This window comes from Dactylosporangium sp. NPDC051484, from assembly GCF_040689395.1.
Lineage (GTDB): Bacteria > Actinomycetota > Actinomycetes > Mycobacteriales > Micromonosporaceae > Dactylosporangium.
The window spans coordinates 89,639-114,968 of the sequence record NZ_JBFAZX010000008.1 but is presented as its reverse complement, the minus strand read 5'-3'; the positions used below and the strand labels follow the sequence as shown (position 1 = coordinate 114,968).

At 70.1% G+C, this 25,330-nt stretch carries 22 protein-coding genes and 1 pseudogene; 13 read left to right on the top strand and 10 right to left on the bottom strand.

Annotated elements, in window-relative coordinates:
- Nucleotides 1-85: 85 nt before the first annotated feature.
- Nucleotides 86-1,117, top strand: coding sequence for a GNAT family N-acetyltransferase (locus tag AB0367_RS16895; RefSeq protein WP_366227227.1), 1,032 nt, complete (start codon nucleotides 86-88; stop codon nucleotides 1,115-1,117).
- Between the two features lie 13 nt (nucleotides 1,118-1,130).
- Here the strand turns inward: AB0367_RS16895 and AB0367_RS16890 are convergent, their stop codons facing one another.
- From AB0367_RS16890 to mshB, 3 genes are all read right to left on the bottom strand, one after another.
- Nucleotides 1,131-1,595: a hypothetical protein gene (locus AB0367_RS16890; protein ID WP_366227226.1), complete on the bottom strand. Its 465-nt coding sequence runs from the start codon at nucleotides 1,593-1,595 to the stop codon at nucleotides 1,131-1,133.
- 327 nt (nucleotides 1,596-1,922) lie between these two features.
- Nucleotides 1,923-2,870, bottom strand: a complete 948-nt coding sequence (locus AB0367_RS16885; RefSeq protein WP_366227225.1) for a hypothetical protein — start codon at nucleotides 2,868-2,870, stop codon at nucleotides 1,923-1,925.
- Complete coding sequence (gene mshB, locus AB0367_RS16880; protein ID WP_366227224.1) at nucleotides 2,867-3,823, bottom strand: N-acetyl-1-D-myo-inositol-2-amino-2-deoxy-alpha-D-glucopyranoside deacetylase; 957 nt, start codon at nucleotides 3,821-3,823, stop codon at nucleotides 2,867-2,869. The genes AB0367_RS16885 and mshB overlap by 4 nt, the downstream gene beginning before the upstream one ends.
- A gap of 130 nt (nucleotides 3,824-3,953) precedes the next feature.
- On the opposite strand from mshB, the gene AB0367_RS16875 reads away from it, so the two are divergent.
- A complete protein-coding gene (locus tag AB0367_RS16875) occupies nucleotides 3,954-6,050 on the top strand; it encodes a prolyl oligopeptidase family serine peptidase (RefSeq protein WP_366227223.1) in 2,097 nt (698 codons plus the stop codon).
- On the opposite strand, the gene AB0367_RS16870 is transcribed toward AB0367_RS16875, so the two are convergent.
- Nucleotides 6,028-6,885 (bottom strand): hypothetical protein, encoded by an 858-nt coding sequence (locus AB0367_RS16870; protein ID WP_366227222.1) that lies wholly within the window; start codon nucleotides 6,883-6,885, stop codon nucleotides 6,028-6,030. The genes AB0367_RS16875 and AB0367_RS16870 overlap by 23 nt on opposite strands.
- A gap of 73 nt (nucleotides 6,886-6,958) precedes the next feature.
- Between AB0367_RS16870 and AB0367_RS16865 the strand changes: the two genes are divergently transcribed.
- From AB0367_RS16865 to AB0367_RS16850, 4 genes are all read left to right on the top strand, one after another.
- Nucleotides 6,959-7,420, top strand: coding sequence for a hypothetical protein (locus AB0367_RS16865; RefSeq protein ID WP_366227221.1), 462 nt, complete (start codon nucleotides 6,959-6,961; stop codon nucleotides 7,418-7,420).
- Nucleotides 7,417-8,676, top strand: coding sequence for a hypothetical protein (locus tag AB0367_RS16860; protein WP_366227220.1), 1,260 nt, complete (start codon nucleotides 7,417-7,419; stop codon nucleotides 8,674-8,676). Before AB0367_RS16865 ends, AB0367_RS16860 begins: the two co-directional genes overlap by 4 nt.
- Before the next feature lie 17 nt (nucleotides 8,677-8,693).
- Nucleotides 8,694-9,764, top strand: coding sequence for a S8 family serine peptidase (locus AB0367_RS16855; RefSeq protein WP_366227219.1), 1,071 nt, complete (start codon nucleotides 8,694-8,696; stop codon nucleotides 9,762-9,764).
- Between the two features lie 76 nt (nucleotides 9,765-9,840).
- Nucleotides 9,841-10,125 (top strand): 4a-hydroxytetrahydrobiopterin dehydratase, encoded by a 285-nt coding sequence (locus AB0367_RS16850; protein ID WP_366227218.1) that lies wholly within the window; start codon nucleotides 9,841-9,843, stop codon nucleotides 10,123-10,125.
- Nucleotides 10,126-10,340: 215 nt separating this feature from the next.
- On the opposite strand, the pseudogene AB0367_RS16845 reads toward AB0367_RS16850, so the two are convergent.
- A pseudogene (locus tag AB0367_RS16845) lies at nucleotides 10,341-11,465 on the bottom strand (RNA-guided endonuclease TnpB family protein); the annotation flags it as partial.
- Between the two features lie 102 nt (nucleotides 11,466-11,567).
- On the opposite strand from AB0367_RS16845, the gene AB0367_RS16840 reads away from it, so the two are divergent.
- The 5 genes from AB0367_RS16840 (at nucleotide 11,568) to AB0367_RS16820 (ending at nucleotide 18,670) form a co-directional block, all read left to right on the top strand.
- Nucleotides 11,568-13,004: a TldD/PmbA family protein gene (locus tag AB0367_RS16840; RefSeq protein ID WP_366227217.1), complete on the top strand. Its 1,437-nt coding sequence runs from the start codon at nucleotides 11,568-11,570 to the stop codon at nucleotides 13,002-13,004.
- Complete coding sequence (locus AB0367_RS16835; protein ID WP_366227216.1) at nucleotides 13,001-14,380, top strand: metallopeptidase TldD-related protein; 1,380 nt, start codon at nucleotides 13,001-13,003, stop codon at nucleotides 14,378-14,380. The genes AB0367_RS16840 and AB0367_RS16835 overlap by 4 nt, the downstream gene beginning before the upstream one ends.
- A gap of 606 nt (nucleotides 14,381-14,986) precedes the next feature.
- Nucleotides 14,987-15,808 (top strand): hypothetical protein, encoded by an 822-nt coding sequence (locus tag AB0367_RS16830; protein ID WP_366227215.1) that lies wholly within the window; start codon nucleotides 14,987-14,989, stop codon nucleotides 15,806-15,808.
- A 10-nt stretch (nucleotides 15,809-15,818) separates the two neighbouring features.
- Nucleotides 15,819-17,684 carry a fumarate reductase/succinate dehydrogenase flavoprotein subunit gene (locus tag AB0367_RS16825; protein WP_366227214.1) on the top strand — a complete coding sequence of 622 codons (1,866 nt, stop codon included), beginning with the start codon at nucleotides 15,819-15,821 and terminating at the stop codon, nucleotides 17,682-17,684.
- The gene (locus tag AB0367_RS16820) at nucleotides 17,684-18,670 is read left to right on the top strand and encodes a succinate dehydrogenase/fumarate reductase iron-sulfur subunit (protein WP_366227213.1); all 987 of its coding nucleotides are present in this window, start codon (nucleotides 17,684-17,686) and stop codon (nucleotides 18,668-18,670) included. Before AB0367_RS16825 ends, AB0367_RS16820 begins: the two co-directional genes overlap by 1 nt.
- Nucleotides 18,671-18,724: 54 nt before the next feature.
- On the opposite strand, the gene AB0367_RS16815 is transcribed toward AB0367_RS16820, so the two are convergent.
- Nucleotides 18,725-19,219 carry a DUF1990 domain-containing protein gene (locus tag AB0367_RS16815; protein WP_366227212.1) on the bottom strand — a complete coding sequence of 165 codons (495 nt, stop codon included), beginning with the start codon at nucleotides 19,217-19,219 and terminating at the stop codon, nucleotides 18,725-18,727.
- Nucleotides 19,216-19,614 carry a (deoxy)nucleoside triphosphate pyrophosphohydrolase gene (locus AB0367_RS16810; protein WP_366227342.1) on the bottom strand — a complete coding sequence of 133 codons (399 nt, stop codon included), beginning with the start codon at nucleotides 19,612-19,614 and terminating at the stop codon, nucleotides 19,216-19,218. Before AB0367_RS16810 ends, AB0367_RS16815 begins: the two co-directional genes overlap by 4 nt.
- A 206-nt stretch (nucleotides 19,615-19,820) precedes the next feature.
- On the opposite strand from AB0367_RS16810, the gene AB0367_RS16805 reads away from it, so the two are divergent.
- Entirely contained in the window at nucleotides 19,821-20,138 is a 318-nt protein-coding gene (locus tag AB0367_RS16805) for a pterin dehydratase (protein ID WP_366227211.1), read from the top strand.
- Between the two features lie 398 nt (nucleotides 20,139-20,536).
- On the opposite strand, the gene AB0367_RS16800 is transcribed toward AB0367_RS16805, so the two are convergent.
- The 3 genes from AB0367_RS16800 to AB0367_RS16790 all read right to left on the bottom strand — a co-directional run bounded on the left by AB0367_RS16800 (nucleotide 20,537) and on the right by AB0367_RS16790 (nucleotide 24,388).
- Nucleotides 20,537-21,985, bottom strand: coding sequence for an NF041680 family putative transposase (locus AB0367_RS16800; RefSeq protein WP_366227210.1), 1,449 nt, complete (start codon nucleotides 21,983-21,985; stop codon nucleotides 20,537-20,539).
- A 126-nt stretch (nucleotides 21,986-22,111) separates the two neighbouring features.
- On the bottom strand, nucleotides 22,112-23,185 hold the full coding sequence (gene ychF / locus AB0367_RS16795) for a redox-regulated ATPase YchF (protein ID WP_366227209.1): 1,074 nt from the start codon (nucleotides 23,183-23,185) through the stop codon (nucleotides 22,112-22,114).
- Nucleotides 23,186-23,554: 369 nt separating this feature from the next.
- A complete protein-coding gene (locus AB0367_RS16790) occupies nucleotides 23,555-24,388 on the bottom strand; it encodes a sugar phosphate isomerase/epimerase family protein (RefSeq protein WP_366227208.1) in 834 nt (277 codons plus the stop codon).
- Nucleotides 24,389-24,405: 17 nt separating this feature from the next.
- Here AB0367_RS16790 and AB0367_RS16785 point away from each other — a divergent pair, with 17 nt between their 5' ends.
- Nucleotides 24,406-25,218, top strand: coding sequence for an AAC(3) family N-acetyltransferase (locus tag AB0367_RS16785; RefSeq protein ID WP_366227207.1), 813 nt, complete (start codon nucleotides 24,406-24,408; stop codon nucleotides 25,216-25,218).
- Nucleotides 25,219-25,330: the final 112 nt, after the last annotated feature.

Genomic DNA, 25,330 nt, shown 5'->3' with positions numbered 1-25,330 from the left:
AGGCTGCCAGCCTGGGCTGGCAGACCCCGCCGCATCCCTACCGCGGCGGTACGAGCCTAGTATCCAGGTTCAGGGGAGGTCGATCGTGCTCGGGCCGCAACACGTGGGACAGCGCGTCGTCGTACGCCGATTCGTCGGCATGCGAGACGAACGACCCGTGTTTTCGGACATCTTGGGCCGCCTGGACGAAGTGACCGAGACGCATCTCACAGTCTGTGCCCGCTCGGGCGCGGTGCGCGTTCCAGTCAATGAGATCGCCAGGGCCAAGCCGGTGCCTCCGCGCCGCCGCTTCACCCCCACCGAGTCCCTCGAGGCCGCCGCCGCGCTGGGCTGGCCGGCCCGCGAGCAGGCCAACCTCGGCGACTGGCTGCTGCGCGCGACCGACGGCTGGACCCAGCGCGCCAACTCGGCCCTCGCCATCGGCGACCCCGACCTCCCAGTGTCCGACGCGATCGAGTTCGTGCGGCAGTGGTACGGCGAACGAGCCCTCGTCCCCGCCATGAGCGTCCCGGTACCGTTGTTTCAGCGCCTCGACGACGAACTCGAGCGCCGCGGCTGGATCGCGATGCCGGCGACCCAGATGATGACGGCGCCAGTGGCGAGGCTCATCGGCGTCTCCGAATCTTGGCCCGGCAGCACTTCACCCGCCATTTCGCCCGGCTCCTCACCCGCCGCGCCCGACGACCCGCCCTCCTCGCGTCCGGCGGCGGGCGGCCGGATCGAGCTGGCGACATCGCCGTCCGCCGAGTGGCTGGCCGCGGTGGGCGGCCGGAAGGGCCCGCTGCCGGAGTCGGCTCGCCACGTGCTGACGTCCGTGCCGCAGGTGAGGTTCGCCGAGTGGCGCGACGAGAGCGGCACCCTATTGGCCACCGCCCGCGGCTGCGTGGCGGACCCGGAGTCGCGCTGGCTGGGCCTGTCGCTGATCGGCGTGGACGAACGTGTGCGCCGCAACGGCCTGGCCCGGCTCCTCATCGCAGCCCTGGTCGAGTGGGCGTCGGCACTTGGCGCCCGCGACGCCTATCTGCAGGTCGAGCAGCGAAACACGCCGGCGGTGACGCTGTACGAGAGGCTGGGCTTCGCCACCCACCACGTCTATTCGTCACGGCGCCTACTCTGACCCGACTTCGAAACTATCGGCGCACGGCCTTGCGCGGCTTCGTGCCGGACCGCTCGATGTACCGCTTCCACGACTGCGACCGGTGATCCAGCCCGGTGGTCATCAACAGCAACAGCCCGATCACGGCCCCGATCGCGGACAGCCCCACGAAGTAGAAGAACTGCCGGAAAACCAGCCCGGCCCCGTTGCTGAACGGCCCGACCCCCGACACGAACGGCCCGACGAGCACGGCCAGCAGGCAGGCGACCACAACGGCGAGCCCGAGCTCCCCGATCACGCGAACCATCGGGTGCCTCCGCCCATACCAGAACGCGACGGGAATCATCACCGCCCCGACCGCGACCAACGCCCAGAGCCCGATGGTGATCTGCTTGGCGTCGTCGTCCCCGGCCCCGAACCGCACCACGAGCCGCGCGACGACATTGACCAGAAAAAGGCCCCCCGCGATGAGCCCTATAGGCAGCAATCGCTCCTTCATCGCAAGCCTCCGTCAAGCTGGTTCCCGATCGGCCGACACCCTCAACGCGCGGCGCGGGAACGTGTCTACCCGTCTACACTGCGTGGCGCAAGACCCGCCGCCTCGGAGTTTCCTAGCAACGCGGCGCGACTTTACTCGACCACCGCAATGGCTCGGGGAAACATTCCTGCGCATGGCGCAAAGCACCTGGTCATTCCCGAATCGGTCCACAACCGCGAATGCGCCGCACTCCCGTCCGGCCCCGCCGACGACGAGCCTCCCAGCGAGCGCCCAGCCACCGCCGGCCAAGCGCTCGGCGGCCTCGGTGGCGTGGCAGCGCCTTATTCGCTAGCTGCCGGCCGGTCTCGATGAACTCGACGAGGAGGAGCCCGAAGCGGGATCACTCGGCCGGCGCGGGGCGGTGCGCTGCCGCATCGCCGACACGTAGATGCCGATCGCGAACGCCAGCGGCCCCACGATCAAGGTCAGTAGCCCCACCCAGTTGTCGTTAGTGATGATCATGTCACCCTCCGACGTGCGGTCCGCGGCGCGGAACCAGATCACGCACCACGCCGCTGCGGGCAGGATCGCCGCGAAGCGCCGCCCGGTCGTGACATATGCGAACCACCCCAGCAGCGGATTGGTCACCAGCGCCATCAGGAGCGAGACGGGCACACGGACGCCCCCGATGCGCAGCGGCGAATACAGCGCCTCGATGATCGCCAGCGCCGCCGCCAGTAGCGTGGCGACGATCAGCCCGGCCACCGTGATGACGACGTCGAGCCGGTGCGCCCACTCCGGAGGCAGCTCCCGCCGCCCGCCCCCCGACCCCGCCGATGCGTCCGTCGACGCCCCTTCGGATGTTGCCGGCGGCAAATTCGAAACGTCGGACTTGCCAGGCTCGCCGCTCGCGCGACTGTCCGCCCCGCCGCCCGCGACCCACCCAACCAGCCCGCCATCGGTCACGCCCGGCGCGCCCTGCTGGGCCGACCCGCCGCCCGCGATCCCAGCCGCTCCTCGCTCGGGCGCTTCGCCAAGGGCACCCGGCCCGGCCGATGCGTCGCTCGTCGCGTCCGGCCCGCTGCGCCGGGCGGATTCGCCGCCCGCGCCCGGTTCGGCCGACCCGGTGGTCGCGCCTCGCTCGGGCGATGCGCCGGAACCCGATGGGCCACCAGACGCGGGCGATTCGCTCAGGTCGGGGGCGATGGCCGAGTCCGGCGGCACCGGGGGCTCGGGGGCGAGCTTCGCGGAAGATCGTCCCCCCGGCCGCGGCGGGCCCGTGCGCTTGGTGCTCACGACGACCCGGCCTCCAGCGCCGAACCGCCCAGCGCCGTGGTCTCCAGCACCCCCACCGGCACCTTCCGCGGTTCTAGCGGCCTCGCCACATCGACCTCCAGACCCGCGAACAGGTCCTCCTCCCAGCCATACGGACCAACTCCGGGGCCCTTCTCGCCACGTGCGAGCTGGTAATACTCCACGCCCATGAACTCGGCGCCGAAGTTGCCCGCGATCGAGAACAGCCAGGACGACGGCGGGATCTGCGTGGCGTGGGCCTTGAGCGCGGCGGTCTTCTCCTCCGCGAATTCGTGGGCGTCCACCCGGGCCGCGATGTCCTCGTCGGCGGTGCCGAACGGCAGGTCCTCCGGCCGCTCGATGTCCGCGAACGGGTTGTCGCTCGAGTCGCGGAACTCGCGCATGCCGGCCTCCAGCACGCTGCGCGGCACCGCCGTCCAATACACCTTCTGAGGTGCGATCCCCTCGGCCTCGGCCAGCTCGACGGCCCGGGTCAGCACCCTGTGCGCCTGGATGTGGTCCGGGTGGCCGTAGAAGCCGTTGGGGTCGTAGGTGACGGCGACCTGCGGGCGCGTCTCGCGGACCACCTCGAGCAGCTGCCCCGCGGCGACATCCAGGTCGGCGCCCCAGAACGCGCGCGGATGCTTGTTGGCCGGGGTGTCCATCATGCCGGAGTCCCGATACCGCCCGGCGCCGCCGAGAAAGCGGTGATCCGTGACGCCGAGGCAGCGACAGGCCTCGGCGAGCTCGGCGATGCGATACCCACCGAGTTGGTCGCCCTCGGCGGCGGCGATCCCGGCCAGCGCGGGCACGTGGATCTCGCCCTCCTCACCGAGCGTGCAGGTGACCAGGGTGACACGGGCGCCGTCGGCCGCGTAGCGGGCCATCGTGGCACCGGTCCCCATCGACTCGTCGTCGGGGTGTGCATGGACGAACAGGATGCTCCGAGGACTCACGTGGGCAACTCTACGGCGTGCCACCGACAGTTCTTCCAGTCGCCACGATCCGTGTAGTAGGTCATGCACCCTGAGTGACGTTCCCGTCCAATCACATGACAATCCGGCGGCCACGAGTCAACATTCCGGAGTGGACTATCCGGAGTTGGCCGCACGAACCCGTCGCTTCTCCTACGGCGCACCCCGCGCAGTCACGGTGAGCCCGGACGGCGCGCGGGTGATCTTCCTGCGCTCGTCAGGCCCCGAGGACCCGAGCGACGCGCTGTGGGTCTTCGACGTCGCCGCGCGCACCGAGCGCCGCCTGGCCGACCCGGCGACCCTGTTACGCGACCAGCCGGGCCTGCCGGCGGCCGAGCGGGCGCTGCGCGAGCGGCTGCGGCTGTCCGCCGGCGGCATCGGCTCGTTCGCCCTCGACGGGGCCGGCGTGCTCGCCGTCTTCCCGCTGGGCGGCCGGCTGTTCCGCGTCGACCTGCTCACCGGCGACGTGACCGAGCTCGCCACGACCGGCCCGGTCGTCGACCCGCGGCTCGACCCGACGGGACGCCGGATCGCGTATGTCACCGGCGGCACCCTGCGCGTCATCGAGGCCGACGGCACCGACAATCTGCTAGCCGGCGAGGAGGGCGTGACCTGGGGCCTGGCCGAGTTCATCGGGGCCGAGGAGTTCCACCGCTTCCGGGGGTACTGGTGGTCGCCCGACGGCCGCGACATCCTCACGGCCCGGGTCGACGAGTCGCGCGTGCCCCGCTGGCACCTGCACGACCCCTCGCTGCCGGAGCAGCCGCCGACCACGGTCGCCTACCCGCACGCCGGCTCGACCAACGCCAAGGTCACACTGCACGTGCTCAACCTCGACGGCGGCTGGGTCGACGTGCACTGGGACCGCGAGACCTACCCGTATCTCGTGGCCGCGTCGTGGTCCGAGCAGGGCGGTCCGCTGCTGACGGTCCTGCGTCGCCTGCAGCAGCACGGCCTCGTGATCGCCGTTGACCCGCGCACTGGCGAGACGCAGGTCCACGCCGAGCTCGCCGATCCGCGCTGGGTCGAGCCGGTCCCGGGCACGCCGACCCACCTGGCCGACGGAAGAGTGCTGGTCGGCGGCGAACTCGCCCACGACGGCTACGACGCGCGCTGCCTGTTCGCCGACGGCAGCCTCATCACACCCCCCAATCTGTACGTCAGGAGGGTGGCCGGCCGCCTCGACGGCGATCTGGTGGTGGAGGCCAGCGACGGCGAGCCCAGCGAGCAGCACATCTTCCACATTCCGGTCACCCAGTCGACCCCCCGGGCGACGCGGCTGACGACCGAGCCGGGGTGGCACCAGGCGCAGGCGGCCGGCCGCACCGTCGTGATCGCGTCGCAGACGCTGGAGGACAACGGATGGCGGTATCGAGTCACCCATAACGGCGAATCGATCGGGGAGATCCCGTCGCTCGCCGCGACGCCTCCCTATGCGCCGAGACCGGCACTCGAACGGGTCACCGACCGGAGCGTGCCGACGGGGGTGCTCTATCCGCGCAGCCATGTCGCCGGCCGCAAGCTGCCGGTGCTCGTCGCGATCTACGGCGGCCCCGGCCACCAGGAGGTCGTCGCCGCGCGGGCCCGCTGGCAGGAGAAACAGTGGTGGGCCGACCAGGGCTTCGCCGTCATCTCCATCGACAACCGCGGAACTCCCGGCATCGCGCCGAGCTTCGACAAGGCCATCCACCGCCGATTCTCCGACGTGATCCTGTCCGACCAGGTCGACGCGCTCGAGGCCCTCGCCGACAAGCACCCCGACCTCGACCTCGGCCGCGTCGCGATCCGCGGGTGGTCGTTCGGCGGCTGGCTGTCGGGGCTGGGCGTGCTGCGGCGCCCCGACGTGTACCACTGCGCGGTCGTCGGTGCCCCCGTGACCGACTGGAGCCTCTACGACACCGCGTATACCGAGCGATACCTGGGGCTGCCCGCCGACGCGCCCGACGTGTACGCGCACAACTCCCTCGTCGAGCTGGCCGCCGAGCCGCCGGTGCGCCCCGAGGACGCCCGCCCGATGCTGCTGGTCCACGGCCTGGTCGACGACAACGTGGTCGCCGCGCACACGCTGCGCCTGTCGGCTGCGCTGCTCGCCGCGGGCCGGCCGCACTCGATGATCCCGCTGACGGGCGCCACGCACATGGCCGCGGGCGGCCTGGCCGAGAAGCTGCTGCGCATCGAGCTGGACTTCATCCGCCGGTCGCTAGGGTGATCACTACGTCGCCGCCCAGTCGCCCACCCTCGGGCGAGCGCGTCACGGCGCCGGCGTGCAGCAGCGCCGCGACGACCTTCTGCGCGTCGGCGGCGCGGTACACGGTGTCGGTGAGCGCGAACCGCTTCAGCTCCGTCACCGTCATGCCGCCGCCGCGCAGCACCTGCAGGATCTCGCGCCGCAGCGCGCCCGGGTTCGGCTCGATCGAGATGTCCATGAGGTGGCCCTCGGGGTCCTGCGGATCGCGGTAGCGCACGCCGGCGTACTCATCGAGGGCCCACAGCTCGCTCTTGAACGCCTCCAGGCTCTTCGCCGATCGTGTGCCGAACCCGACGAGCAGTTCGTCCGAGCCGTCCACCAGCTCCACGCCGGCCGTCAGCTCCAGCCCCGACCGCTGAAGCTCCGCGCGCTGGGCACCCCACGTGCCGGCCGGGGCCGTGAGGAGTACAACGGCCGCTGAAAGGTTTTTGTCGACGGTTTCGTCAATGACCGCGAGCAGTGGCCCGGCCCCGGCCCCGGCCGCCTTCAGCACCGCCGCGACATTGCCGCCGGGCACGACGTGAACGGCCATTTCCGGCGGCGTACGCAATTCCCGCTGAATTTCCTGAACACGCGATTGCAGCGCCTGAACCCCGGGCGCTACGAACAACAATGTCAGCCGCCCCCGAAGCCGATCCCCGAACTCGGCGAACGCCCGCACCGCCCCTTCGGCCGCCGCGTGATCGATCCCCCTGCCCGAGGCATGCAGAAATGTCGCTCCGTGCGCAGCGTGCAGATTCCCGGGCGCCCAGGTGTCCACAGTGCGCACCAACAGCTCCCGCGTGACCCCAACCATCGACATATCGTCTTTTCTACTCCTGCCCAGCTCGGCTACTTTGAGATTTCAACGCACGGACGGGGGAGACACCGTGGCGGACCAACACAAGATCGAGATCAACAAGGCCGGCGTCCTCGACGTCGGCGCACGACTCAGGGACGACGCGGACAGAGACATCACGCCCCGCAGCGATCGCATCAAGCAGCTGTTGATGTGGCACGCCGTATTCGGCGAGCGCAGTGGGAGCCCCGTCGTGCAGGGGGCCGTAAACCAGTACTACGGCCAGATGAACACCGCCATCGACTTTCTCGATGCGCTCATCTACAACTGTGACGTACTCGCCCAGGCCACACGCGACATCGTTGCGGCGTACCAGCACGCCGACACCCTCTCCGCGACAGATGCCAACACGATACTGCTCGGCGCTTCGACGAAGATCAGCGACACGGCGGCACAGGTCGAAGCGACTCGACGCACGGCCGATGCTCAGGACCACCTGGCAAACATGGCCGCACTCGAAGACCTTCACGAGATGAAGCGAGGTGCTGTGTGAGCGGCACCTATGACAAGTGGAACACACGTGGCCTGTGGAAGATGGTCGCCGACGAAGACCCGGCCGACACGGAGAAGCACCTCTCGGCATGGCAGGAGAAGCACGACCTGCTGCGGGACAAGCTGACGCTGCTCCGCGATCTTCGCGACCAGTTGACCCGCTCCTGGAGCCCGGCGCATAGTCCCGCGGCCCAATCGTTCCTCGCCCGAATCGACGGCATGATGGAACTGATCGACGCGACGAGTGCCGCGGTGCTGAGGGTCAAGGACGAGTACAACCAGGTCACAAGCATCATCCAGGAAGCGCGCAGTGCCCTGAAGCCGCTGCACGAGACCTACGACGACCACCATGCCGCCCAAGCCTCCGACCCCCTCGCCCAATGGGTGCCGAACAGCTGGGTGCCGAACACACCGAACGTGTTGGCGCATTACCAACGCGGCGTGGACGCACAAGCCCGCAAGATCATGGAGAAGATGGATCAGCAGATCGCCGAAGCGACCGCCAATCCGGCCGAGATCCAGCCGATGGCGCACCTCGACAAAGGCGTCGGCCTGCCCGTGCCAGGCTCAAGCGGTTCTAACAGCAGTGGTGGAAGCGCTTCCGGCGCTGGCTTCGGACCAGGGCTGATCCCCCGCCCCTTCAATCCGCCCGCGGCCGTCGGAGTTACCGGCTCCACGCCCGGTGCTATCGGAGACTCGCCCGTGCTGGCCGGTACCCCCGTGGAGACGACGCTTATCGAGTTTCCGAGCCGCTCCTCCGTGCCGCCAGTGCTCTCCGCCCCGCCGGTCCTCCCTCCGATCGCTGCGTCGTTCACGGTGCCGTACCCGACGGCTGGCGGCACGTCGCCGCGTGGCGACACGTCGCCGCCCAATTCGCTTCTACGGCAGAGCACCATGCGCTCAGGTGGCGGGATCGGCGAACCAGAGAGCCGGCCGTTCTCAGCGCCGATCGCGCGGGCGGCTCTACCGGCCGACGGCGTGCTGCGAGGAGGTTCCGCTCCGCCAGCAGGTCTCGGCGGGCAAGGCAAGGCCGCCGGGTCGGCCGGTGCGAACGGCCGCATCCCGGTCGATCAGCGAACGTCAACGGGCGGCTGGCGGGACCATAGCTACGAGGCGTACACCAGGCGGTGCAACGACCGGAAAGGCGGCCCGGACAACCAGTGGACGGTCGCGGACGGCGTGGCGCCATTGCTCGAGGCGCCCAGCCTCGCAGACCAGCACGACGCAACCCCCGGCGTGATCGGCCTCGACCGTTGATCCGGCGCTGGCTGGCAGTGCTGGCCGTCGTGGTCATCACGGCCGTGACGGCGGCGCCGGCCTTCGCCGATTCGATACGCGACCAGCAGTGGCACCTGTCGTACCTGCACGTCACGGACGCGCAGAAAATCAGCCAGGGCGCGGGCGTCGTGGTCGGAGTCGCGGACGTCGGCGTCGACCCGAGTGCGCCCGAACTGGCCTCGGCGGTCGTCGCCGGCAAAGACTTTGGGCGAGCCGGCGATGGACGGTCCGATACCGACGGGCACGGTACGGCCATGGCCGGCCTCATCGCCGGGCGCGGCAACGGAGGCAACGACGGCGCACTGGGCATCGCCCCCAAGGCGACTATCGTCCCTTTGCGGGTCGCGCCGTCACTCGACTTCGGTGGCAACTCGGCCAACCTGGCCGCCGCTCTCGAATGGGCCGCCGTAAACGGTGTGAAAGTCGTCTGCATCGCACTCTCGGCCGCCGAGGATGAGCAGATCCGCACAGCGGTACAGAATGCGCTCGATGCCGATATCGTCGTCGTCGCCGCGGCCGGCAACCTACCCGATAACAAGAAGATCGCGTACCCCGCCCGTGCGCCTGGCGTCCTCGCCGTCGGCGGGATCGACCGGCAAGGCCGTCATGCGGAAATCTCAACCACCGGCTCCGAGGTCGCCATCGCCGCACCCGCCGTGGACATCGTCTCCACCAACATCGAAAAGGGATACCGCAAGGGCACCGGCACCAGCGACGCTGCTGCCATCGTCGCGGGGGCCGCCGCGCTCGTCCGGGCCAAGTATCCGCAGTTGAGCGCGCAGGACGTCATCCGCCGGCTCACCTATACCGCGCAGGACGCCGGTGCGCCAGGTCGTGATCCGGAGTACGGCTACGGCATCCTCGACCTCGTCAAGGCCCTCACCGCCGAGGTCCCGCCGGCATCACCCGGCGCGACGCCCCAGGCCTCGGCCTCGGCCGAACCGGGCAAGAACGCCGGAGGTGAGCATTCGGTCGCTGTGATCGCCGCAGTCGGGGCCGCGGTGGTCGTCGTCGTTTTCATCTCGGTACTGCAAAGCATCATCCGCGGCCGCCGGCGGCGTGGGTGAGCGGCGGCGTCCAGAAGGCGGCCGGTACGGCAAGTCGTGGCTCGAAGTCGGCGGGCCCGGGGGTAGGTTCGGAGCCATGGCTGATGTGCTCGGCAACGAAGAGGTGACCGCCGCGCTGGCGAAGCTCGCGGGGTGGTCCGGCGACGCGGACGGCATCGAGCGGTCGGTGACCGCACCCTCGTTCCTGGACGGGATACGGCTGGTGGCGGAGGTCGCACACGTCGCCGAGCAGGCCGACCACCATCCTGACATCGACATCCGGTGGCGGACGGTGACCTTCCGGCTGTCGACGCACTCGGCTGGCGGGGTGACGGAGAAGGACATCGCGCTCGCGGGGCAAATCAACGAGCTGATCGGGTAACCGGGGCGTCGGCGTAGGGTCCTGTCGGCCCAAAACTGTCGTACCCCCTCGGTACTGTCGAACCTTGGCATCCTCCCCTCCCTAAAGGGAGGGATTCCCTGGGTTGCCCCAGGGGGTTCCTGCTTCACCGCCGGCCGCCCTGTCCGGGAGGACTCCCGTTGAGGTCTTACACCAGCTCCACAGGCAGACACCGCCAGCCCGGCGGTCAGAATGTTCTTCGCCGCGTTCACGTCCCGGTCGTGGGCGGCGCCGCACCGGCACGTCCACGCCCGGACGTTCAGCGGCAGCTTTTCGGCCAGCGCCCCGCAGGCCGAGCACAGCTTGGAGGACGGGAACCAGCGGTCGACCGTGATCACCTCACGGCCGTACCAGGTGGCCTTGTACTCCAGCATGGTCCGGAACTGTCGCCACGCCGCGTCCGAGATGGCACGGGCGAGGGTGTGGTTGCGGACCATGTTGGACACGGTCAGACCCTCGATCACGATCGTTTGATTTTCACGAACGAGCCGAGTGCTCAGCTTGTGCAGGTGGTCCCGTCGCCGATCCGCGATCCGAGCATGGAGCCGGGCGACTTTGACCCGGGCCTTGGCCCGGTTGTTGGAGCCTTTCTCCTTGCGGGACAACGCCCGCTGCGCGCGGGCCAGCCGGGCGCGGTCGCGGCGTTCGTGCCGCGGGTTGGCGATCTTTTCCCCGGTGGACAAGGTGAGCAGGCTGTCGAGGCCGACGTCCACGCCCACGGCCGCTGCGGTGGCCGGGGCGGCGGGAATCACGTCGTCGCACAGCAGGGAGACGAACCAGCGTCCGGCCGCGTCCTGCGACACGGTCACGGTGGACGGCGACACGCCGTCGGGCAGCGGCCGGGACCACACGATGTCCAGCGGTTCGGCCATCTTCGCGAGCGTGAGTTTGCCGTCGCGGTACCGGAACGCGCTGGTGGTGTATTCGGCGGACTTCCGGGACTTCTTCCTGCTCTTGAAGCTCGGGTAGCGGGCCCGTCCGGCGAAGAAGTTCGCGAATCCCGTTTGCAGGTGCCGCAGGGCCTGCTGCAGCGGCACGCAGGAGACGTCGTTGAGGAACGCGAGTTCCCCGGTCTTCTTCCACGCGGTCAGCATCGCCGAGGTGGCGTTGTAGCCGACCCGTTCCCGGCGCTGGGTCCACGCCTCGGTCCGCGCCGCGAGGGCAAGGTTGTAGACCTTCCGGACACAGCCGAACGTCCGCGCAAGCTCAGCGGCCTGCGCGCCGGTCGGGTAGAGCGGTACTTGAACGCCCGCTTCACGGTCCTGGCCATGTCCCCATACGTAGCATGCTGACCAGCCCGGCTTGTGATGACACGCCGACAGACGCCGATCCGCCCTGGCGGCGAATCAGCTTTCCCTGCTCCGCTCCGCAGGGGTTCCGTTTCCCTCCCCCGCCTCAGGCGGGGTTTCCACGGAAGGAATCTGATGACCCAATTCGACGTGGCGACCGCGGCGGTCGAGGCGGCCCTCGCGGCCGGGGCCCGGTATGCCGATGCCCGCGTGATGCACCGGCGATCCGAGTCGATGACGGCGCGCAACGGTGAGATCGAGGAGCTCAGCCAGGACGAGGACGCGGGCGTCGGGGTGCGGGCGCTGGTCGGGTCCAGCTGGGGATTCTTTGCGGTGCCGGATCTGGGCCGCGATGCGGCGCGACGGGCGGGCGAGCGGGCCACGGCGATCGCGCGGGCGTCGGCGACGGTGCCCGGTCCGGCGCTCGACCTGGTCGACGTCGAGGCGCGGGTGGACTCGTGGGCGAGCGCGTGTGAGGTGGACCCGCTCGGGGTGGCGCTGTCGGTGAAGGGCGATCTGCTGACGGGCGCGACCGCGGAGGCGCACAAGGCGGGCGCCGACATCGCGGAGGGGCTCTATCAGGTCTGGGACACGCGGAAATGGTTCGTGTCGTCGCAGGGACACCGGATCGACCAGCACATCCGCGAGTCAGGGGCGGGCATCTCGGCGACGGTGATCGGCGACGGGGAGACGCAGCGGCGGTCCTATCCGTCCTATCGCGGGCAATACGGCACACGCGGCTGGGAGCTCGTCGACGAGCTCGACCTGGGCGCGCACGCGGCGCGGATCGCCGAGGAGGCGCGGGCGCTGCTGTCGGCGCCGCAGTGCCCGGCGGGCGAGACGACGCTGATCCTGGGTAGCGAGCAGATGGCGCTGCAGATCCACGAGTCGGTGGGGCACGCGATCGAGCTGGACCGGATCCTCGGCTGGGAGGCGGCCTTCGCGGGCACGTCATGGCTCGACCTCGCCAAGCTCAACCAGCTCCGCTACGGGTCGGAGCTGATGAACATCACGATCGACCCGACGATCCCGGGGGCGCTGGGGTCGTTCGGGTATGACGACGAGGGCACCCCGGCGAGTCAGCGGTTCGCGGTGCGGGATGGGATTTGGGTCGGCACACTCGCTGGGCGGGACTCCGCCGCCGTCGCCGGGCTCGACTACGCTGGCAGCGTGCGGGCCGACGGGTGGGCGCGGCTGCCGATGGTGCGGATGACCAACGTCGGGCTGCTGCCGGGGCCGCACACGCTGGAGGAGATGATCGCGGCGACCGACGACGGCGTGCTGATGGACCTCAACCGGTCCTGGTCGATCGACGACAAGCGGCTCAACTTCCAGTTCGGCTGCGAGATCGGCTGGGAGATCAAGAACGGCAAGCTCGGCCGGATGCTGCGCAACCCGACGTATACGGGCATCGGCCCGCGGTTCTGGGGGTCGATGGACATGCTCAGCTCGGAGATCGTGTCGTGGGGCACGCCCAACTGCGGCAAGGGCCAGCCCGGCCAGATCGGCCACACCGGGCACCCGGCCGCGGCGGCCCGGTTCCAGAACGTGCGCGTGGGGGTGCGGGGATGAGCGTGGCGGCGACGGAGACCGATCTGGCGCAGCGGGTGCTCGAGCTGGTCGGGGCCGGCATCGAGGCCGAGGTGACAGTGGAGCGGCACGGGTTGTCGCTGACCCGGTTCGCCAACTCGTATATCCACCAGAATGTGGCCGACGAGACGACCTCGGTGCGGCTGCGGCTGCATGCCGACGGGCGCACGGCGACCACGTCCACGACGGTGCTCGACGGGCTCGACGACCTGGTCCGGCGCACGGTCGACGCGATGCGGCTGGCGCCGGCCGACCCGACGTGGCCGGGGCTGGCATCACCGGCACCGCTGGCGTCCGCCGGCAACCTCGACGAAGCGACCGCGGCGGCCTCTCCGGACGAGCGGGCCGCGCGGGTGCGGGCGTTCGTCGACCAGGCCGGGGGGCTCGACACGGCCGGGTATTGCCGCACGTCCACGACCCGGGTCGTCTACGCCAACTCGGCCGGGCAGCACCTGAGCGCGTCGAAGACCAGCGCGGCGATGGACGGCATCGTGCGCACCCCGACGTCGGACGGACTGGCCCGGCTGGCGGCGGTGCGGCTGGCCGACATCGACGGCGCGGTGCTCGGCGCGCGGGCCGCCGCGAAGGCGCGGGCCGGGGCCGATCCGGTGGAGCTGCCGCCGGGGCGCTATGAGGTGGTGCTCGAGCCGGCGGCGGTGGCCGACGTGCTGCAGTTCCTGGCGATGTATGGGTTCAACGCCAAGATGGTGCTCGACCGCCAGTCGTTCCTGCGAGTGGGCGAGGCGCAGTTCGATCCGGCTGTGACGCTGGTGGAGGACGCCTCCCAGCCGGACGCGACCGCGATCCCGTTCGACGTCGAGGGCACGCCGCGCAAGCGGGTAGTGCTGGTCGACGGCGGCCTCTCGGCGGCGGTGGTGCACGACCGGCGCACGGCTGCCCGGGCCGGCGGCGGCGCCGAGTCGACCGGGCACGCCATCCCGGGTGGCGCCAGCTTCGGGGCGATCGCCTCCAGCCTGCGGCTGATGCCGGCGGAAGGGCCGGAGCCGGTGGAGGTGGACGGTCCGGCGGCGGACTCGTCGGTCACGGCGCTCGTCGCGGGGGTCGAGCGCGGGCTGCTCGTGACGGACAACCACTACACGCGGGTGCTCGACCCGCGGACGCTGGTGGTGACCGGACTGACCCGCAACGGCGTGTGGCTGATCGAGGACGGGGTGATCACCACGCCGGTGCGCAACTTCCGCTTCACCCAGTCATACGCGCAGGCGCTCGGGCCGGGTGCGGTGCTCGGGGTGGGGACCCGAGCGGTGGAGCAGCCGGGGCCCTGGGCTGAGTCGGGATTCGTGGCGCCGGCGTTGCGGTTGGCGTCGTGGAACTACACCGGGGGCGCGTCGGGGTGAGGCGGTTCCGGAGCGGGCGCTGAGGGACCGCGAGGCCCGGGGCCTGGGGCCGGGCCGGGGGCCAGCCCCGGCAGCCGGGGGCCGGGGCTGGGCACTCCCGGTCACACGATCCTGGGCGGGTGGCTACGGCGACGGCGTCCGTACGCATGCTCACAAACCGGCGCGGGGTGCGACACACGGCAACCAGTCCTATGCGTGGCGGCGGTCTGACGTCCGCGCATATGCTCTCGGGCTGGCGGGGGGCCGGTCGCGGCGTACGCACATACGGCAATCAGCCTCATGTGGAGCGCCCTACCTGACGCCCGTACACAGAGCATCCAGACCAGTGCGGTGCGCTATTCCCAAGCGGCGAGCCGGAGCGACCGCGGTCCCGGGACCAAACGGTTGTCCTAGCGGTGGAGGCCCGCGGAGCTGTCGCGTCTCACGGGCTGGGAGTGAAGTTTTCCACAGCGGGCAGGGGGATTTGCAGGAAGGTCTTTCGGCATAGCACCGACACGCGCCAGACTCCCAACGCACGTCGCCGCGTGTGACGGGCGTAACGTGTGCACCGACCACAGATCAACACTTCGGAGAACTCTTCACCAGCCCGTCCAGGGAGTACCTACCATGACGACCACGCCTACCCGGCCTCGGTCAGCTTCGGGCGCGGGGCCCCGCGCTGCGATCAGCGCCAAGACATTGCGGACGGACGGGTGGCGTGTTTCGCCGTTGTCCATCGCGGCCATTCTGCTGTTCTTCATCGTCTATTCGACGATCCGGATTTTCATGGCGAAGTGGTACTTCGTCAAGGACTTCGGATACCTTACGCCACTGTACTCCCCGTGTTTGAGCGATTCCTGCGTGCCCGGTTCCTCGCACTTCGGCACACCGTTCGGGAAGTTCCCGTTCTGGCTGCCGCTGGGACTGGCCGCGTTCCCGATCGTGGCCGGTTTCCGGGTGACGTGCTACTACTACCGTAAGAGTGGGTACCGGTCGCTGTGGCTGTCGCCGCAGGCGTGTGCGGTGCAGGAGCCACACAAGAAGTACAGCGGCGAGACGCGGTTCCCGCTGGTCTTCATGAACTCGCACCGGTATTTCTTCTACCTCGCGTCGGCCATTCTGCTGATCAACATCTGGGATGCGCTGCACGCGTTCAAGGGCGCCGACGGCGGGTTCGGCATCGGGCTCGGGTCGCTGATCATCGTGGTGAACGTGATCGCGCTGGCGGGCTACACGGCCAGCTGCCACGCCTGCCGGCACGTCATGGGCGGGCGGCTCAAGCACTTCTCGAAGCACCCGGTCCGCTACCGGCTGTGGACGCTGATCTCCAAGCTGAACACCCGCCACGGCACCTTCGCCATGACCTCGCTGTTCACGGTCATCCTGACTGACGCGTACATCATAGCCGTGTCGGCCGACTGGATCAACGACCTCCGAATCTGGAATTAGGACTCCCCCGATGACGAACATCGAGCGACACACCTACGACGTCGTGGTGATCGGTGCGGGCGGCGCCGGGCTGCGGGCCGCCATCGAGGCCCGGCTCGCGGGCAAGAAGACCGCCATCATCTCGAAGTCGCTGTTCGGCAAGGCGCACACGGTCATGGCCGAGGGCGGCGCCGCCGCGGCTATGGGCAACGTCAATGCGAAAGACAATTGGCAGGTGCATTTCCGCGACACTATGCGCGGCGGCAAGTTCCTGAACAACTTCAGGATGGCCGAACTGCACGCCAAGGAGGCCCCGGACCGCATCTGGGAGCTGGAGACGTACGGCGCGCTGTTCGACCGTACGAAGGACGGCAAGATCAGCCAGCGCAACTTCGGCGGCCACGAGTACCCGCGGCTGGCGCACGTCGGCGACCGGACCGGCCTGGAGCTGATCCGCACGCTGCAGCAGAAGATCGTCTCGCTGCAGCAGGAGGACTACGCCGCGCACGGCGACTACGAGGCGCGGATCCGGGTGTTCCAGGAGTGCACGATCACCGACCTGTTCATCGAGGACGGCGCGGTGTCGGGCGCGTTCGGCTACTACCGCGAGTCGGGCGAGTTCGTGCTGTTCGAGACGGCCGCGATCGTGCTGGCCACCGGCGGCGTGGGCAAGTCCTACAAGGTGACCTCGAACTCGTGGGAGTACACGGGCGACGGGCACGCGCTGGCGCTGCGCAGCGGCGCGACGCTGATCAACATGGAGTTCCTGCAGTTCCACCCGACCGGCATGGTCTGGCCGCCGTCGGTCAAGGGCATCCTCGTGACCGAGTCGGTGCGCGGTGACGGCGGGGTGCTGCGCAACACCGAAGGCAAGCGGTTCATGTTCGACTACGTCCCCGACGTCTTCCGCAAGCAGTACGCGGAGACCGAGGAGGAGGCGGACCGCTGGTATTCCGACCCGGACAACAACCGGCGCCCGCCCGAGCTGCTGCCCCGCGACGAGGTCGCCCGCGCGATCAACGCCGAGGTCAAAGCGGGCCGCGGGACGAAGGCCGGCGGCGTGCTGCTCGACATCGCCAGCCGGCTGCCGGCCGAGCAGGTGCGCAAGCGGCTGCCCTCGATGTACCACCAGTTCAAGGAGCTGGCCGACGTCGACATCACCGCGCAGCCGATGGAGGTCGGGCCGACCTGCCACTACGTGATGGGCGGCATCGAGGTCGACGCCGACACCGCGGCGGCGGCCGTGCCGGGGCTGTTCGCGGCCGGCGAGGTGTCCGGCGGCATGCACGGCTCCAACCGGCTCGGCGGCAACTCGCTGTCCGACCTGCTGGTGTTCGGCAAGCGGGCGGGCGAGCACGCGGCCGCATACGCCGAGCAGACCAAGCGGCGCAAGCCGTCGGCGGCGACGGTCGACGCGGCCGTGGATGCGGCGCTGGCTCCCCTGCAGCGTGGCGACGGCGCCGAGAACCCGTACACCCTGCACCACGACCTGCAAGAGATCATGGGCACGCTGGTGGGCATCATCCGCCGCGAGGGCGAGCTGCGCGACTCGATCGTGCGGCTGGCCGAGCTCAAGGAGCGGGTCAAGAAGGTCGGCGTCGGCGGCGGCCGGCGGTACAACCCCGGCTGGCACCTGGCACTGGACCTGCGCAACATGCTCACCGTCTCCGAGTGCACCGCGAAGGCGGCGCTGGAGCGCAACGAGTCGCGCGGCGGGCACACCCGTGAGGACTTCCCGAAGATGGACCCGAACTGGCGGCGGATCAACCTCGTCTGCTCGCTCGACGGCGAGGACGTCCGGCTGGAGCGCAAGCCGCTGCCGGTCATGCGCCCCGAGCTCCAGGGCCTGTTCGAGCGCAGTGAGCTGGCCAAGTACATGACCGACGAGGAGCTGTGATGGGTACCAAGCGCCACTTCCGCGTCTGGCGCGGCGACGACACCGGCGGCTCGCTGCAGGACTTCCAGGTGGAGGTCAACGAGGGCGAGGTCGTGCTCGACGTCATCCACCGGCTGCAGGCCACGCAGACTCCCGACCTCGCGGTGCGCTGGAACTGCAAGGCCGGCAAGTGCGGCTCGTGCTCGATGGAGATCAACGGCAAGCCGCGGCTGGGCTGCATGACCCGCATGTCGACGTTCGAGGACAACGAGACCGTGACGGTCACGCCGCTGCGCACGTTCCCGGTGGTCCGCGACCTGGTCACGAACGTGAACTTCAACTACCAGAAGGCCCGCGAGCTGCCCGCGTTCGCGCCGCCGAAGAACGTGGCGCCCGGCGAGTACCGCATGCAGCAGGTCGACGTCGAGCGCTCGCAGGAGTTCCGCAAGTGCATCGAGTGCTACCTGTGCCAGAACGTGTGCCACGTGATCCGCGACCACGAGGAGAACAAGCGGGCCTTCTCCGGCCCCCGGTTCTTCATCCGGGCCGCCGAGCTCGACATGCACCCGCTCGACGCGCGCACCGACCGCAAGGATATGGCCCAGGCCGAACAGGGCCTCGGCTACTGCAACATCACCAAATGCTGCACTGAGGTGTGCCCCGAACACATCAAGATCACTGATAATGCGATTATTCCGATGAAGGAACGCGTTGTTGATCGGAGGTACGACCCGGTGACCTGGCTTGGACGCAAGATCTTCCGCCGTGACCAGCTGGACGAGCCGGCCCTGGCGCACTCCTCGTCGGGCACGGCATCGGACTCGGGCTCGCACTGGGGCCAGCCGGGCCCCGTCCCGCAGGAGCCCGCGCTCGGCGCCAACGGCAAGCTCACGGTCGCGGAGCTCTACCTGGACCGTGCCGCAGCGGCCTCCCCGTTCGGCGACGACCAGGAGTTCCCGCTGCCGCCGGAGAAGCTGCGCTACCAGCACCCGACCGACGGCCACTAGTCGCCCAGCTACACGAGAGCCGCGGATCCGCCCGGATCCGCGGCTCTTCGCCGGTCACAGGCGCCGCATCGCGTTGACGTACCGGTCGGTCACCCTGTGCTGCACCAGGCGTGCCACCGGGGAGCCGAGCCGCACCCACCACTTCGCCGGCCGGCTGAACGCCCGCACCTCGAACCACACGTCGCCCGTCTCGTCCGTGGAGAGCAGGAACGACTCCTCGCCGGTCTCGACGTGGCCGGGCAGCGTGCCGAACCCGAACCCGTAGCGGTCCGGCTCGTCCACCACCCACACGATCCGGCAGGGCACCCACATCCGCAGCGCGCCCACCCCGATCCCGGCGGAGAACTCCACCCCGAGCGCCGCACGCTCCGCCGAGCTGCGCACCCGCAGCCCCGCACCGCGCTCCGGCTGCCAGCGCGCCAGCGCGTCGGCCGCCGCACGGAACAGCTCGGCCCCGGAGCCGAGCCGGACCCGCCGGGTGGTGTGCTGATAGCCGTCCGGCAATGGCCCCTCGCGGGTCGCGCCGACCTCGGGGTATGTGACATTCACAGGGTCGAAGGTAACAACGGCTCCAGCGCGTGGACGATCGGCGCGTCGGCCGGGAGCCAGGGCACGCTGTCCAGCTCGCCGACGGCCAGCCAGCGCAGGTCGCTGTGCTCCAGCGGAACCGGTTGCGAGCCATTGACCAGAGTCGCGATGTACACCCGGAGAATCGCCGTGCCGCCGAGCATCTCGATGTCGTCGCCGACCCGCAGCCCCACCTCGACGTCGACCCCAAGCTCCTCCTGGCACTCTCGCACCAGGGCCTGCTCCTCGGTCTCCCCGGGATCGACCTTGCCCCCGGGAAACTCCCATTTACCGGCCATTTCGGGCGGCTGGGCACGCTCGCACGCCAGCACGCGACCATCGGAGATGATCGCTGCCCCGACGATGATCCTTGGCATCACCCGTTCGGTCTGCACAGGCAACCAGGGTGCCAGATCGAAATGAAGTTCCGGTGGCCGGCTCTGCCCTGTTGTTCACCAGACGCGGGAAATGTGGCCGTGGACAGATCCACCGGTTGCTAGTCAGACTTGCATACACCGTTGATGACGGGCAGGCTTCGAAACGGCCACAAGCCGGCAACGATGCCGTGGGAGGGTAGGTCGACATGCGGGCACGGTGGAACGACGATCATCGTGACTATCTCAGCGACGCGCTGGCCTTACTGCAGGGTTGGACGCACGACGGCGGCGAGATCCGCCGGACGCTGCATCTCGACGATTCCCAGCATGCGGCACTCACCGAGCGAATGAAAGTGGTCGCCGACGCGGTCGGCGTCCGCCCGGACGTTCGCCGCCTGGACGGCCGGACGCAGATCCGCCTCCGCGTCCCCGGCACCGCCGACTCGGACCTCTCCCCGGGCGAGGTCACACTGGCCGCCCGCATCGAGGACCTGTACAAGAACATCATCGCCGGCGCCGCCTGAGATCCTGGCTCGGGCCGCGTCACCTGCGGACCGTTCCTCCCGCGAGAGAACGGGCCGGGGCCTGCCTGAAGGGCGGCCCCGACCCTGCCAGGTCCGCGCTGCCAAGAACAACCTCAAGCGATCTTGAGCGGCCGAATGGCACGGTGTCCAACGTGAGCGCCGAACCGACCTGCCTCAGTTTTCGCAGGGCCACCCGATGGATCCGGAGATCGATCGAGGTAACTCGCCCCCAGCCGCTAGTCCGGTGTCCACCAACGTTCGCCAGGTTTACTGTGCATTGATCTTGCACTTGTGGTGCCCGACAAACCCGGCATTCGCGGAGTGTCTCGGCACCAGAACTGCAAGATCGACAAGGGTGACCCCGGTCAACGTTGGTGGACATCGCACTAGCTTGCTTTTTAACCTTCGGGTTTCTCCCGTTCGGCTTGGGTGCGGGCGCGGTGGACGGTTTTGCCGACGTCGTGGCGGGGTGCGCGGTGTCGATTCTGGCTGCCGGGTGGGCGTCCGGGGCCGGGCCGGGTGGGTGTTGGTGCCTGTGCGGGGTGGCTGGTCTTCGTTCGGAGGTTGCGAAATCCGCGGCGGACGCGGGCGGGGCTGAGTCGTTCGGGTCGGGTGGGATCGGCGGGTCGTTCCCAGGGGCGGCGCAGGTCGCTGGTGAGGCCGCGGGCGAGCCGGAGTTGGGTGTGCGCGGCGAGGATGAGCCAGGTCCAGGTGTCGGCTGCGTTCGGGTCGCGCAGGCGGGGCCGGGTCCAGCCGAGGGTTTGCTTGAGCAGCCGGAAGGTGTGCTCGAGGTCGAAGCGGCGCAGGTAGGCCTGCCAGAGCAGGTCGATCTGGGCGGCGGTGAGGTCGGCGGCTGAACACCACAGCCAGATCGGTTTGGGGTTGTGTCCGGATGGGACGCGGTCCACCTGCAGGCGGATGAGGGTGCCTTCCAGGATCGGCAGCGGCCCGGTGTGGCTGATCCAGGCGGCGCGGCGGGTCAGCCGGGGATGGACCCGGTTCCAGGCGTGGGCCTGGGCGGTGCCGTAGCGGGTGGTGGCGGTGCAGGTGTGGTGGGTCGGCTGGGGCCAGGTCGTCTCGTCGGACAGTCGTAGTTCCGGGCCGTGGTGGCGGGGCCGGCCGACCGTGGTCGGGGTGCGGGCCGGTGCCGGCAGGCGCATCACCCGGCTGGAGCGCAGCCGCCCGAGGAACTCGACCGGCAGATCACGCAGGTCGTGCGTCAGGCGGGCGGTGTCATAGCCGGAGTCGGTCACGATCAGGATTGGCGGGTCGCCCTGGCCCCAGTGCCCGGCGGTGATCAGCCCGTCGACGACCTCCCGCACCTGCGCGCAGGTCACCGCCGTCTCGTCGTCGGCCGGGCCGAGCCGCACCGCGTCGAGCAGCGCGGTCCACGACGTCGCGCCGGTCTCCAACGCGGCCACGATCGAGTACGGCCAGCCGGGGACTCGCTGGTCCTGGGCGCGGGTCTGCCCCGTCACGTGGCAGTACAGCCGCTGCGGACTCGTGTGCGCTTCCCGCCGTAGCCACGGTGACACGTCCACCGCCAGCACGATCCTCCCACCACCTGCGAGCGGGACCGGCAACACGGCCACCGCCCGGCGCAGCCGGCCCAGCTCGACCCGGCCCTGGTTGACCGCGTCGTACAACGCCCCATGGCCCCGGCGATGCTTGGCGGTCAGACTCAGCCCGGCCAGACTGCCCACCGGCCCGTCGGCGCACAACACAGCCTCGGTCAGCTCGAACAGGGCGTCCGCACGGCGGGTCAGGCAGGCGTAGAACTCGTCCCGGAAACCCGCGAGTCGCCGCAGCGACTCGACGCGGCCAGCGGGGTCGGGCACACTGATCATCACGGCCTTCGGTTGGAAGTCATGTTCTTCTTTGGCGAGACGACATGATCACCGAAGGCCGTCTCTATGTCCACTCACGACACTGCGACGGCCCGGCCCAAGGCCAACAAAGGTTAAAAAGCAAGACTAGACGTTGAAGCGGAACTCCACGACGTCGCCGTCCTGCATGACGTACTCCTTGCCCTCGATGCGGACCCGGCCGGCCGCCTTCGCCGCGTTCATCGAGCCGGCCGCCATCAGGTCGTCGAACGAGACCACCTCGGCCTTGATGAAGCCGCGCTGGAAGTCCGAGTGGATGACGCCCGCGGCCTCAGGGGCCGTGGCGCCGATCGGGATCGTCCAGGCGCGGGCCTCCTTCGGGCCGGCGGTGAGGTACGTCTGCAGCCCCAGCGTGCGGAAGCCCACCCGGATCAGCTGGTGCAGGCCGGGCTCCGGCTGGCCGATGGAGGCCAGCAGCTCAAGGGCCTCGTCCTCGTCGAGGTCGGTGAGCTCCGACTCGATCTTCGCGTCGAGGAAGATGGCCTCGGCCGGTGCGACCAGCGCGCGCAGCTCGTCGAGGAACGCGGGGTCGGCGAGGCCGGCCTCGTCCACGTTGAACACGTACAGGAACGGCTTCGCGGTCAGCAGGTGCAGCTCGCCGAGCTCGGAGACGTCGAACCCGGCCGCGTACAGCGTGTTGCCCTCGTTGAGCAGCTCGCCCGCGGCCTTCGCGGCGGCGGCGGCGGCGGCCCGCTCCTTGCGGACCTTCGCCTCCTTCTCCAGCCGCGGCAGCGCCTTCTCGATGGTCTGCAGGTCGGCCAGAATCAGCTCGGTGTTGATCGTCTCGATGTCGTCGCGCGGCGAGACCTTGCCGTCGACGTGCACGACGTTAGGGTCGGAGAACGCACGCACCACCTGGCAGATCGCCGACGCGTCACGGATGTTCGCAAGGAACGCGTTGCCGCGCCCCTGCCCCTTCGAGGCCCCACGCACCAGCCCGGCGATGTCGACGAACGACACCGGCGCCGGAATGACCTTCTGCGAGCCGTACAGCTCGGCCAGCCGCCCGAGCCGCCCGTCGGGCAACCCGACGACGCCGACGTTGGGCTCGATGGTCGCGAACGGATAGTTCGCGGCGAGCGCGTCCCCCTTGGTCAGGGCGTTGAACAGGGTGCTCTTGCCCACGTTGGGCAGGCCGACGATGCCGATGCTGAGTGCCACGACACGTCAGCTTACGCAATGCTGTTTCTAGCCTGGCGCTCGCTTCGCTCGGGCGCTGCCGGGGGGTTCCCACCCCGGAGCCCCCCATGCCCGCTCCGCGGCCACCTCTGCCGCGCTGCGCGCCCCTGCGTCCTGGTTGCGGTCTCCTACCCGCGCTTCGCGCAGCACTCGCCCTTTCTTGCGGGCGCCTTCGGCGCGGGGCACGCCAGGCCGATTTCCAGCCTGGCGCTCGCTTCGCTCGGGCGCTGCCGGGGGGTTCCCACCCCGGAGCCCCCCATGCCCGCTCCGCGGCCACCTTTGCCGCGCTGCGCGCCCCTGCGTCCACGTCGCGGTCTCCTACCAGCGCGGGACTCACCTACATCCTCACTGTCAGGCCAGGTGGATGCCCAGTTCCGCCGCGAGGGCGGCGAAGGCCCGGGCGGCCTCGCCGAAGCGGCGGGGGCCGGTCAGCACGTCCGGGCGGGACGGGTCGGCCAGGTGTGGCTCCAGCGAGGCGAAGCCGGTCCAGCCGTCGTCGCGCAGGGCGGTCAGGGTCTCGCGCAGCTCGCCGTCGCCGTGTCCGGCCGGCACCTCCGTGCCGTCGGCCGCACGGGCGTCCTTGACCTGCAGATACTCCACGTACGGGCGCAGCATCGCGTAGCCGTCGGCGAACGGGCGCACGCCGACCTGCACGAAGTTGGCGTTGTCCCAGGCCACGCGCAGGGCCGGCGAGCCGACCGACTCGACCAGGTCGAGCACCCGCTCGGGCACGTCGCCGTAGATGGCCTTCTCGTTCTCGTGCACCAGCACGACCGACTCGCGCTCGGCGACGTCGGCGAACGCGCGCATCCGGCGCAGCACCGTGTCGCGGGTCGCGGCGACGTCGACGCCGTCGGGGCGGTAGAAGGAGAACAGCCGCACGAACGGCGCGTCGAGCCGCCGCGCGACCGCCACCACGCGTTCCAGCCGGCGCAGCTCGGTGTCCGGGTCGTCGTAGACGCCGGTCTTGCCGATCGGCGACGCGATCGCCGAGACTCCCATCCGGTGCCGTGCCAGCAGGTCCGCCAGCCGCGCGACGTCCTCGTCGGACATGTCGGCCACGTTGACGCCCCAGCCGCTGCGCAGCTCGACGTGCGCAGCGCCAAGAGCCGAAAGCACCTGCAGCTGTACCACAGGATCCGCGTCGATCTCGTCACCGAACCCGGACAGCGTCCACTGCGTCATGGCGACATTATGGATGCATGGAAGCCGATGCGGTGGCCCGCTCGACCCGCCCGGGCACCGTCGACGGGATCGCGCGGCAGCTGCGCGAGCTCGGCCTGCCGGAAGGCGCGACGGTCATTACCCACTCGTCGCTGTCCCGGCTCGGCTGGGTGGCGGGCGGCGCCCAGGCCGTGGTGCTCGCGCTGCTGCGGGCGATCGGGCCGGACGGCACGCTCGTCATGCCGACCCACTCGCGGCACCTGACGGAGCCCGCGGACTGGGGCAACCCGCCCGTGCCACCGGACTGGTGGGAGACCATCCGCGCCGAGACGCCGGCGTACGACCCGCGCACGACGCCGACCGTGTACATGGGGGCGATCGTCGAGTGCTTCCGCTCCTTCCCCGGCGTGCAGCGCAGCGCACACCCGACGGTCTCCTTCGCCGCGCTCGGGCCGCTGGCCGCGCGCATCACCGAGGGGCACGAGCTCGACGACGGGCTCGGCGAAGGCTCGCCGCTCGCCCGGCTCTACGAGGTGGACGCCTGGGTGCTGCTGCTCGGCGTCGGGCACGACAACAACACGTCGCTGCACCTGGCCGAGTACCGGGCCGAGGTGCCCAGGCGGTACCTGCGGCAGGGATCGCCCATGCTGGTCGACGGAGTGCGGCGCTGGGTGGCGTATCGCGAGCTCGCCGACGACACGTCGCTGTTCGAGCCGCTCGGCAAGGACTTCGCGGAGATCACCGGCGGCGAACGGACGGGCCCGGTCGGTGCCGGTATCGCCCGCCTGATGCGCCAGCGTGAGCTCGTCGGCTTCGGCGCGCGGTGGCTGACCCAGCGCGGCGCGCACTGACGGGACGGCGGGAGGTGTAACGGAAACCACCCGGGATCCGCACCTTTCCGTCGGTGGCCCGGACGGTTCCCCCTGTGCCCGGTCCACCTACCCCCTGGGCCGCGTGCGCCGT